The sequence below is a fragment of the Cryobacterium sp. M23 genome, assembly GCF_002929655.1.
Lineage (GTDB): Bacteria > Actinomycetota > Actinomycetes > Actinomycetales > Microbacteriaceae > Cryobacterium > Cryobacterium sandaracinum.
In genome coordinates this window covers 1-9,616 of record NZ_PJJV01000029.1, presented here as the reverse complement: position 1 = coordinate 9,616, position 9,616 = coordinate 1, and the positions used below count along the sequence as shown (strand labels likewise).

Genomic DNA, 9,616 nt, shown 5'->3' with positions numbered 1-9,616 from the left:
GGCCCTGTTCGCGGTCGTGATGGAGGCCTACGTCCACGGCGTCTCGACCCGAAAGGTCGACGACCTGGTCAAGGCCCTCGGAGCTGACACCGGGATCTCCAAGTCGGAAGTGTCCCGGATCTGCGCCGGTCTCGATGCGCAAGTGGCGGAGTTTCGGGATCGGACCCTCGCCGCACAAGACTTCCCCTACGTGTTCCTCGACGCCACCTACCGCAAGGCCCGCGTCGGGCACTGGATCGTCTCCCAAGCAGTCGTCGTCGCGGTCGGCGTGGCCGCCGACGGGCGCCGGGAAGTTCTTGGGTTCGACGTTGGCGACAGTGAAAACGAAGGCTTCTGGACCAGCTTCCTGCGGTCGTTGAAGACTCGAGGTCTGGATGGGGTGAAGCTGGTCATGTCTGACGCTCACACCGGGCTGAAGAAAGCCATCGGGACCGTCTTTCAAGGCGCTGGCTGGCAGAGATGCCGGGTGGCTACCAATCGACGGTCGCCTGATTCCGCGCTTTCTCGACGAGTTCGTCCCGATCGTGCAGGTGCACGACAGGTCGGTATCCGCCGAAGTAACCGGACGGGGAGCACAGCCAAATGACGAGATCGTCTGGCGCCCAACTGAGTTCGGCCGCCAGCGCAACCAGAGCGACAACGACAGGTTCAACGTGACCAGCCACCAACTGGAAGCCAGGAAAGACGAAGTCGCCTTCACGCTGGACCGCGAGAAGTTGCCCACTTTCCCGCAGCCGGGCCACCAAATCAAGCTCGCCTTCCGGCATGTTGAGGGCCTTCAAGACCTCATGGGCAGTAAGTAGTCCCCAATTCGTATCTATCTCACTCCAGAACGATTCAATCCTCATCGGCCCCTCTTAGTTCCTCAACGAGCTGGGACCGCTCAGCGCGTCAAAAGAGGGTGTCTGCTCCCATGACGCCCAGCGGGTCATACACTTTGGGTTCGGCAAGCTCGGAGGATTCGGCCACGCAGCACTCCCGCTCGCAGGTGCGGCCGTTGTGAAAGAAGTCCATGGCTTGCTCCAACATTGACGACGACTGTCCGAGCGCCATTGTAGGTAGATGCTCTGTTCATCACGTTTCGGGTGGCGGAATTGAGCGAAGTCCGAGTACCGCCGTTCTCAAAGTCGCTGAAGAAGTCTATGAGGCTCTCAAACCAGGCCCCCCGCAGTTCGTTGAGTTCAGGGTCAGCCTCGAGGATTGAATTGATTGTGGGGTCATCGTGTCTCATACGGTCATCTATGCGCGGGCTGGAATCGAGGTGTCCACATCGACTCGCAACGGGCTCGGCGCGCGTGGTGCTAGGGAGCATGGACGCTGCCCTCCCGGTATTGGACGTACGCCCGAATACGAAGGACGTCATCAACTGTCAATCCCCTCTCGGGCTTGGTACCGACCAAGAGTGAGGTCGTGCTGCCGAAGGTCTGATCCATGCTCCGGCGTTGTGGTGTCCATGGGCCGCGGTTCTCGTCGCCGAGGAGGTCGTCGACCATGACGAATTCCTGATCCGTCACGACACGGCTCACGGCTTTCGTCTTGATCCAGATGTCACGAAACATCAGGTCCCCCTGTCGCGTGCCCACCGTGGCTACCCGCCACGGGCCCCCGTGCAGCCCAAGCGCTGGAACTAAGAAGTTGGCGCCGGCATCCCATGACGTGCACCAGATCGGCTCGACGAGTCTCTCGTCGATCAATTCGTTCAAGGCGGCGACCGCTGCGCGGCTGACCCAGGCATGGGAGGGATACGGCACGGGGGCGAATGTCGGAAACCTATCCAATTCCTTCCAGACCGCCACATTGTTGAAAGTCAGGCCGCACAGTCCACCGTCGACGTCCATGAAGAGTGGTATCGGAGCCACGTCGCTTTTCGGTGCCATGTCGACCTTTCAGATCAGTTTCGAGTTTGGCTCACTGACGACGCGATGACGTTCCTCGAACTCCATTCGAACGAAACTACCGCCTCGTTTCTTACCTGCTGTCGAGATCGCAAGACGTTGTCACAAGCTCGGTGTAATCGCCCACCGGCCTCGGCCGGCTATCAGCGGCTGAAGCTGTCGCCGCGCTACCGTGGGGTCGCAGGCGACGCTCGGTAGTGAATCCGGCGGGGCATGGTTGTGGCCCCGGCGCGGCGCCCTCACAGAACTTTGGTTTCGAGGGAGATTCTCGTAATGCGCGCGGTTGAGTGTATCGACGGACCGAACAAATAACTGCCGTCGGAGATGATGAGCAATCCGCGCTCACCGACTTCGAGGCCCGACATTTCGCTCAAGATCACCGTTTTACCGTCATAGGTTCCTGCTCCCGACGTGGGTGCGGGCAGCCGCTTCCATGTCAAGCGTCCGATGGTGGAGATTATATGGACGGTGCCCGAGAGCGTCTCTACCCGGTAAACCCCTGGCTCACTGGGAATGCTCCGGAGATAAGGATAGAGTCCTTCGTGCGTTGTCGCATCAGGGTCTTCGTTCATGCGCGAGGCTCCGAATCATCGTCGTCGACACCTTCCAGGGCGAGCGGCATCGAATCTACATGTTCTGCAATTGAACTTCATCCGTGGAGAACAGATCGAGCGTCGAAGTACATGCTGTGCGTCGCTCTCGCTACGCGGCGACTTGAGTATCCACCGCCCGCCACGTTCGACAACTTCGGCCGTGCCGCCGCGTGCGCCACCATCGATCGAATCAAATACGACCGAGGTCGATGGCCACTGAAAGTGCTCCGAGAATAGTGCCACAGATCGACCTATGCCGTAACGAGCTGCATCAGCTCGGTGTAGTCGGTAACGACGTCGTAGGTGACGTCTTGGCCGTTCTTCTCACTAATGGACTCGAAGAATTTGCGGGCGCACTCGATCTTGGCGTCCTCCATACCCTTGAGCTGGAGCGTCGAAAGAGAGCCCTTGGTTTCAGCAACGAAGTAGACGTGCTTGACGCTGCCCTCTGTGAACGCGATCGCCCAGTCGGGGTTGTAATCACCCACCGGAGTCGGGATGAAGAACCCGCGCGGGAGCTTCGCGTAGACAGCGACCTCGGTACTGGTGTCTAGCTCTGTGACGAACGCGCGCTCAATCTTGGAGTCCGTCACCACGAAGTCGTAGACGTGTTTCTTGAGTTTGTCACCCGCCTTGCTGAAGTCCTGCGCGGTTTGATTCTCGGTGAAGATCGCCGAGTCGAACCGGTCCTCCAGTGTGTCGTACGCCAGGTGCTCGACGATGACAGTCGCCTTCTGCTCGTTAATTAATCGCGCCGCCTCGGTGATGAACTGCTCCGGGTTGAGCCGGAACTTCCCGAACGTGCCCGGCACCACGCCTCGTAAGATCGCGGCAACCGTACGACGGGTGAGCTGGGTCTTCTCGGTGATCTCACCAAGCAAGTCGTACTTCACCTGCGATCCCGCACTCACGGTCTCGGTGTGAGTCTGCGTGGACGACACCGCGAACCCCGAGCCGCCCGCGAGGTCGTCAGCCTCCAACTTCTCGCGCTGCTGCCCTGCTTGGACGACGTACTGCATCGCGGCGACGTTCAGGTGCTTATCGAGATGGTCGGCGGACTTGCGGATCAGCTCGGCCGAGTCGAACTCGACTTGGTAGACCGCCTTGTGATTGATCCGGCCCCAGAGTGCCTGGAACTCCTTCTTCGCGAAGTTCGCCTCGTTGAGCGGGATCCTCTTCGGCTTGCGGTCGTCGGTGATCTCCGGCGCCGCGACGTGTAGAGCGTCAACTAGTTCCGCAACCTGGTAAAAGTACGGCTGCAGCGAGGCTGGCAGCTCGGGCATCTCTGGCAATTCGGCCCGATCGAGCCACTTGTCGGTGAGGTGCTGCTCATAGTCGATAAAGGAGTTAATCGTCAACCAGTGCTGGAGCTGTTTTGTCTCGTCTAGCGTGATCGCGTGAAGGGTTCCGGTTGGAACATCCTCAACAGTCTTGCCGACGAAGTACTCGGGGGTCGCCTTGCGCGGTCGGGCAGCTAAGGACTCCGAAATCTCCTTCTGAAGTCCGGCAACAAAGTCGGTGTATGACTCGTCGGTGACCACCGTCAACTCGTTGATGTCATGCACAGTGGCGGGGTTGTCCATGCGTATGCCGTGCTGGTCGACGGCGAGGCGCAGGCCGCGGCCGATCTCTTGGCGCCGGGAGACAGTGTTGTCGCTCTTCTTGAGCATGCCCATGACGAACACGTTGGGATTGTCCCAGCCCTCGCGCAGCGCGGAGTGGGAGAAGAGGAACCGGACTGGCTCTGTGAACGAGAGCAGTCGCTCTTTATCCTTCAGGATCAGGTCGTACGCATCGATGTCGTTCGACTGCCCCTTGTCGTCGCCACGGCCGGAGACATTGCCGTCAACTTGATGCTTGGATTTCTTGTCGATCGAGAAGTATCCCTCGTGTACCCGTCGGACTTCATCGCGCCGCAAGTACTGCTGGAACTCCCCGGTCAAGTCATCGATCGCCAGCTCGCCGAGTACCTCGTCGCGGATCGCGGCAAACTCCTCCTCAAACATGCGGGCGTAGTCGCCGAGGGTGTCTTCGCGGCCGTAGTCACGGTATTTAGCGACCTCGTCAATGAAGAACAGCGAGAGTACCTTGATGCCCTGGCTGAACAGCGCACGCTCTTTATCCAGGTGGGCGCGAATGACTTCGCGAATTTGGATGCGCCGCTTCGTCTCCTCCGTGGCGTCGCGGTCGGCGAGCTGCCCGGCAATGACGATGTCACCGTTACTCAGCTCGATCACGTCACGGTTCGCGTCGATCTCGGTGATGAACAAACCCTTGTAAGCCTCAATGCCGTTCGATACATCGTGTAGGTTCGCACCGACGTCGAGGCGCTTGACCTGACGTTTGATGCCAGTCTGGGTCTGCACTTCAATCTCGATCCGAGCACGCGGCTTCGCACCTTTGGCAATCTCGATCGCGTCCAGGTATAGGTATGCGGTGGATCCGGCCAGACCCTTTACCGTGATTCCTCGCACCGCAATCTTCTTGACAAGCCTCTGGTTGTATGCATCCAAGGCATCGAGGCGGTGCACCTTTGTGTGCTCGACTTTGTGAGTGGCCGAGTAGCGCAACATCATCAGGCCGTGGAAGCGCGAGAGCGCATCGAGGGACTTCGCAGCACCGATCTTTTGCGGCTCGTCAATGATCACGATAGGTCGGTTCGCCGCGATCACGTCGATCGGACGCCGCGACTGGAAGTCATCGAGTACGTCGTAGATGCGACGGTTATCTTTACCAGTCGCGTTAAACGCCTGGATGTTGATGATCATCACCTGCACCCCGGCATCGGAGCTGAAGCGCTCGATCTCGTGCAGTTGCGAGGAGTTGTAGATGAACGATCGCGGCTTGGTCCCGTAAAGCTGTTGGAAATGCTCGGAAGTGACGTCGAACGATTTCTTGACGCCCTCACGGATCGCGAGCGAGGGCACCACGAGCCCCCGGGGCCGCCTTGCTATCGACAAGCGTCGTCGACAGCGGCAGGTTGCGAGACCGCTGGACCTTATGAACATTCTCCAGCAGCTGGGTAGAGGAGAGCGCTATGTCGGTGTTCCGAAGACTGGAGTCGGGCTTATCGTTCGTCTCGAACAGCGTCGGGTTCGAGGCAGGCGTCACCTTGCCTGGGTCGATTCGATAGGAGATGCCGTCTCGCTTGGGCTGCCCCTCGAAAATCTCGACAACCGAGTCGACAGCGTCGGTCTGGTACTGCTGGACCTTGAACTGTAGTTTCATCCCGATCAGATCGCCTTCACGTCGGTGGCCGGAGACACCTCGCGGAAAACCTGCTCCGCATTGATCCGCGCTGCATCCGACGCGAAGCCAGAGTCGCGGAACACAGCGCGCAGCGGCTGACGCTTCGCGATCGAATGCACAACCGCTGGGCTGACCTGTTCGTCGAAGCATGCGATCAGAGCACGCTGGCCGATCGCGTTCCGGGCGGCTGCGACGGCCAGGGACGCCTTCATCCTGGGCTCGATCGAGTACCCGACGATCTTGTTCGAGTAGACGTCTTTGATCGCGCAGAGGTAGATCTTGCCCTCGTCGGTGCGGTGTTCGGTGATGTCGGTGAGCCAGAGCTGGTTCGGGCGTGTCGCGGTGAATTTCCGTTTGACGTGGTCGTCGTGGACGGGCGGGCCGGCCTTGCGCGTGAGGCCGCGTTTCTTCGCGAACACGGACCAAAGCCGTTGCTGCGAGCACAGCCGCCAGACCCGGTTCTCACCTGCGGTGAGGCCGGCCTGGCCGAGCTCGTCGGAGATGAACCGGTAGCCGAACGCGGGGTCGTCTCGGTGGATATCCCAGGCGGCGTTGGTGAGATGGGCGTCGTCCCAGTCGCGCTGGGAGATGGGGTCGCGCTTCCATTGGTAGAACGCTTGTTTGGAGAAGCGCAACACCCGGCAGGTCACCATGACGGGGACACCGTCCACGGCCATTTCACGGACCAGCGGGTAGATCATTTTGGGTTGACGTCCCGGGACAGATAGGCGACGGCACGGCGCATGACCTCGGCTTCCTGCTCGAGCAGCCGAATGCGCTTCTTCGCATCCCGCAGCTCGGCGGACTCCTTCTCGGTTACGCCGGGCTTGACGCCTTCTTCGACGTCGGCTTTCTTCAGCCAGTTCGCGAGACAGGACTCGGAGATCCTGAAGTTTCTCGCGATCTGGTTCAGCGGGGCTTCGTGCTTCCGGGCGACCGCGACAACATCGCGGCGGAACTCGGGCGGGTAGGGCTTGGGCATGATGACATCTTTCCAGCGAAGATGAATCTCCACAGGTCAGGAATCAACCAAACCGGGGGCAGTCCCCTTCCTATTTCAGCCGTCGACTGTCACCAACCTGGCGGCTCAATTCACCGAGCGCGCCGCTAGTGCCTTGGCGAGAGAGCTTGTGGAGGTTGTCGAGCTGTTGATGCGCCAGTCGGTCTCCTTGAGGAAGTGGAACCAGACGAAACCGGTGACGTCGGGTTGCTTCGCCAGGTAGGCCACCAAGGCGGTGTTCCACTTCGACTTCGACCCGTCGGCCTCGGCGGACGAGGTTTCGGCGATAATGATCTGCTTCCCGGGCGCCAGTGCGCGCAGTTGGGCGAGCCCGGTGTCGAAGAGGGCCGCTGGTGCCTGCCAGGTGCTCCAGGCCGCCGACGTACCCCAGTTGTACCCGTCCAGCGCAACGACGTCGACGTACGCGGCGCCGGGGTAAAGGCCGGCCAGCGGGGTCGAACCGGTGTACGGGATGTTCGGGCTCCAGACCCAGGACACGTTGGTGGCTCCGGCTGCGGCGACGACGTCGTGCACGTGGCGCCAGGCCGCGGCGTAGTCGCCCGGGGCGTTGCCGTTAACGCTATCCGCCCAGGGATACCAGTTGCCGTTCATCTCATGGCCGTAGCGAAGCATCACCGGCTGCCCCCAGGCGGCCAGGGCCTGGCCCCACTGGGTGAGGTAGGTGTCGTAGGTGCCGTCAGTGATGCGAGTAGAAGAGTAGGCCGGCTGGCTTAGCCCGCCGCCCCAAACCCAGGGTTCCCAGGTGATTAGGCTCGTGGCTCCGCGCGCCCGCACGGAGTCGAGTTCGGCGATCGACAAGGCCTGGTTGAAGTCTTTGTACGACATCACGATCGAGGGGCTCTCGTTTACGAGAGTGGCGACCGCGTCCAGTTCGGAATTCGCCAGGGCGCCGCCCGGGGTGGCCACCCCGAAACGTAGACGGGACGCGCTGATTGGGGCGCTCGTTGTAATGGCCTGCTGGGTGAGGGTGGTGGTGGCTGCCGGGTCCACCGCGGTGGAGACGGGGGCGAAGCTGACGGTGAAGGACGCGCTGGCCGTCACGGTGCCTACTGTTGCCGTCACCGGCAGGATGCTGGTTGTGGTGTTGGGAACCGTCAGATCGGCGCTGAAGGTTCCGTTCGCCCTGGTTTGAACCGCAAGACGGGTAGTTCCCATGGTCACCGTGACCGCGGTGTTTCGCGGAAATCCGCGTCCGCTGGCGGTGAGTGTGGAGCCGGCCGGGCCGGTGTTCGGGCTCAATGAGAGAGTGGTGGCACTCGACGCGGCCGACGCGCTGGGGGCGGCAGCCATGCCGGTGGATCCGGCCAGGATGGTAAGTAACACGACCGAAACCGCGACCGCGGATCGGATGTGACGGTGTGCGCGCATGGAAGCTCCCGGGTGGGGAGATTCACTCGGTACCACGGCACAATGCCGCAGTGAAAATCTCTTGTGTCGTCAGAGTAGGGCATCAAGGGGGCCCGCGGAATCGGTGGGTCTGCTGGCCGCTACTATAAAAAAAACAGTAATGCGCATGTACTTGGGGCCAGCACGTTGGGGTATCCAGGAGGGTGGTGGCGTGCGAGGAGAGTCGCGCCGTGCCTGCTGGCGGATCCGGCTCGCCCGGGAACACCTCACTCCTGCGAGACACCAAGGAGCAGAGCCTGCCCACCTGCGACAAATCGCCCCTTTCACCCGAGTGCACCTCCACGCGGGCGAGAGCGAGGCCGTTCAACTCGCCCTCGAACCGCGGAGCTGTACCCACTGGGATGAGAACGCCGCGGCGTTGCGCATTGTCGGCGGTACTTACACCGTCACAGTCGGCATCATCGGGGCCGGCGGCTGGACCAAGGAGGCCACATTCCCGCTGAGAAGACTGAATCAGCTCGACTTGGCCCCGTCTCAAGCCGACGCCAGGAAAGCGCCGACCAATTCTCTGAAGAATTAAAGGGTCGAATGCTTTCGGCGCCTACAACGACCTCATTGCTCACCCGAATATCGATCTCGTCGTTGTCCCCACTCCGGGTCCGCAACGCAGAGTGCTAAATTATTTAGTAGGTCATCGCTAGTTCGGAGGCGTTCAGCGACGTTTAGCGTCACGATTGAGCGGCCGCGGAGATTTCGGATTGACGTTGTCCTCCTCCCCCTGGATGGGGGCGGTATTGACACCTTTACCGAATTACAGATCGGACCCGCATGTTCAGCAACCTAACCGGATGGCATTCCTTGATCATCCTTGCAATCGTCGTGCTTCTCTTCGGCTCGTCCAAACTTCCCGCCCTTGCTCGCAGCCTTGGGCAGTCGACAAAGATTTTGAAGAGCGAAATGCAGAGTACGACCCCCGCCGAATCAGGCCGCGATGCCCCGGTGGCCGCTACACCCGAGTCACCGGAGCCGGCTTCCCGCCTCTGAGACGGGTGCCAAAGGGCATACAAGGAACGCCTGCGACATTGTCGCGGACGTTCCTTTTTTCGTAGCTGGTCCGGGGTCAGCCGGAGGTGACCTTCCCGCCCTCGCTGCCTTGCGTGTCCTGGTTGAGCTGGGCGTCGGTACAGACCCGTCGGACCTTTACAACCTGCACGGTCAACGTCAACCAAATGGCGGCGACGATGGTGAAGATCGATATGACCGTGACCTTTCCCATCGTGACAAAGGGTTTGGGTTCGGCCGGATGGTATGTCGACTGGCCCACCGTGACATTCACGGTTACCGAGTCTGTGATCGGTTGCTCGCCCATAGACGGTGTGTAGTGGGCGAAGAATTCTTGCGGCCCGGCCTCTGACGGCCGGTAGAGGTGGTCAGAGTCTCCGCCCAGGGTCAGGACGGCGACGCCCGTGGTATCGGTGGCGATTGTGCCCAGGGGAAGGAGCCGTTCCCCC

General features: G+C 61.0%; 10 protein-coding genes and 2 pseudogenes. 4 read left to right on the top strand and 8 right to left on the bottom strand.

Going from position 1 to position 9,616, the window contains the following annotated elements; genetic code table 11:
- Together CXY82_RS00475 and CXY82_RS17160 are read left to right on the top strand one after the other, a co-directional pair.
- Positions 1-469: pseudogene (locus tag CXY82_RS00475) on the top strand (transposase); the annotation flags it as partial.
- 184 nt (positions 470-653) lie between these two features.
- On the top strand, positions 654-803 hold the full coding sequence (locus CXY82_RS17160) for a hypothetical protein (protein ID WP_158252096.1): 150 nt from the start codon (positions 654-656) through the stop codon (positions 801-803).
- An 88-nt stretch (positions 804-891) separates the two neighbouring features.
- On the opposite strand, the gene CXY82_RS18215 is transcribed toward CXY82_RS17160, so the two are convergent.
- The 7 genes and pseudogenes from CXY82_RS18215 to CXY82_RS00450 all read right to left on the bottom strand — a co-directional run bounded on the left by CXY82_RS18215 (position 892) and on the right by CXY82_RS00450 (position 8,126).
- Positions 892-1,014 (bottom strand): hypothetical protein, encoded by a 123-nt coding sequence (locus CXY82_RS18215; RefSeq protein WP_255408552.1) that lies wholly within the window; start codon positions 1,012-1,014, stop codon positions 892-894.
- Positions 1,015-1,301: 287 nt separating this feature from the next.
- The gene (locus CXY82_RS00470) at positions 1,302-1,838 is read right to left on the bottom strand and encodes a hypothetical protein (protein WP_146069000.1); all 537 of its coding nucleotides are present in this window, start codon (positions 1,836-1,838) and stop codon (positions 1,302-1,304) included.
- A gap of 296 nt (positions 1,839-2,134) precedes the next feature.
- A complete protein-coding gene (locus CXY82_RS16835; RefSeq protein ID WP_146068999.1) occupies positions 2,135-2,467 on the bottom strand; it encodes a hypothetical protein in 333 nt (110 codons plus the stop codon).
- Positions 2,468-2,739: 272 nt separating this feature from the next.
- Complete coding sequence (locus CXY82_RS00465) at positions 2,740-5,418, bottom strand: restriction endonuclease subunit R (RefSeq protein WP_233199093.1); 2,679 nt, start codon at positions 5,416-5,418, stop codon at positions 2,740-2,742.
- Positions 5,393-5,716, bottom strand: a complete 324-nt coding sequence (locus tag CXY82_RS17715) for a hypothetical protein (RefSeq protein WP_233199091.1) — start codon at positions 5,714-5,716, stop codon at positions 5,393-5,395. Before CXY82_RS17715 ends, CXY82_RS00465 begins: the two co-directional genes overlap by 26 nt.
- A gap of 182 nt (positions 5,717-5,898) precedes the next feature.
- Positions 5,899-6,719, bottom strand: a pseudogene (locus CXY82_RS17710) (IS3 family transposase); the annotation flags it as partial.
- Between the two features lie 105 nt (positions 6,720-6,824).
- Positions 6,825-8,126 (bottom strand): glycoside hydrolase family 26 protein, encoded by a 1,302-nt coding sequence (locus tag CXY82_RS00450; protein ID WP_104169202.1) that lies wholly within the window; start codon positions 8,124-8,126, stop codon positions 6,825-6,827.
- Between CXY82_RS00450 and CXY82_RS18425 the strand changes: the two genes are divergently transcribed.
- Positions 8,125-8,685 carry a fibronectin type III-like domain-contianing protein gene (locus CXY82_RS18425; protein WP_104169201.1) on the top strand — a complete coding sequence of 187 codons (561 nt, stop codon included), beginning with the start codon at positions 8,125-8,127 and terminating at the stop codon, positions 8,683-8,685. The two genes, CXY82_RS00450 and CXY82_RS18425, sit on opposite strands and share 2 nt — an antisense overlap.
- Positions 8,686-8,933: 248 nt before the next feature.
- Positions 8,934-9,149 (top strand): twin-arginine translocase TatA/TatE family subunit, encoded by a 216-nt coding sequence (gene tatA, locus CXY82_RS00440; RefSeq protein ID WP_104169200.1) that lies wholly within the window; start codon positions 8,934-8,936, stop codon positions 9,147-9,149.
- Positions 9,150-9,225: 76 nt separating this feature from the next.
- On the opposite strand, the gene CXY82_RS17705 is transcribed toward tatA, so the two are convergent.
- On the bottom strand, positions 9,226-9,616 hold a 391-nt coding region (locus CXY82_RS17705), incomplete at its 5' end, for a hypothetical protein (RefSeq protein ID WP_233199090.1).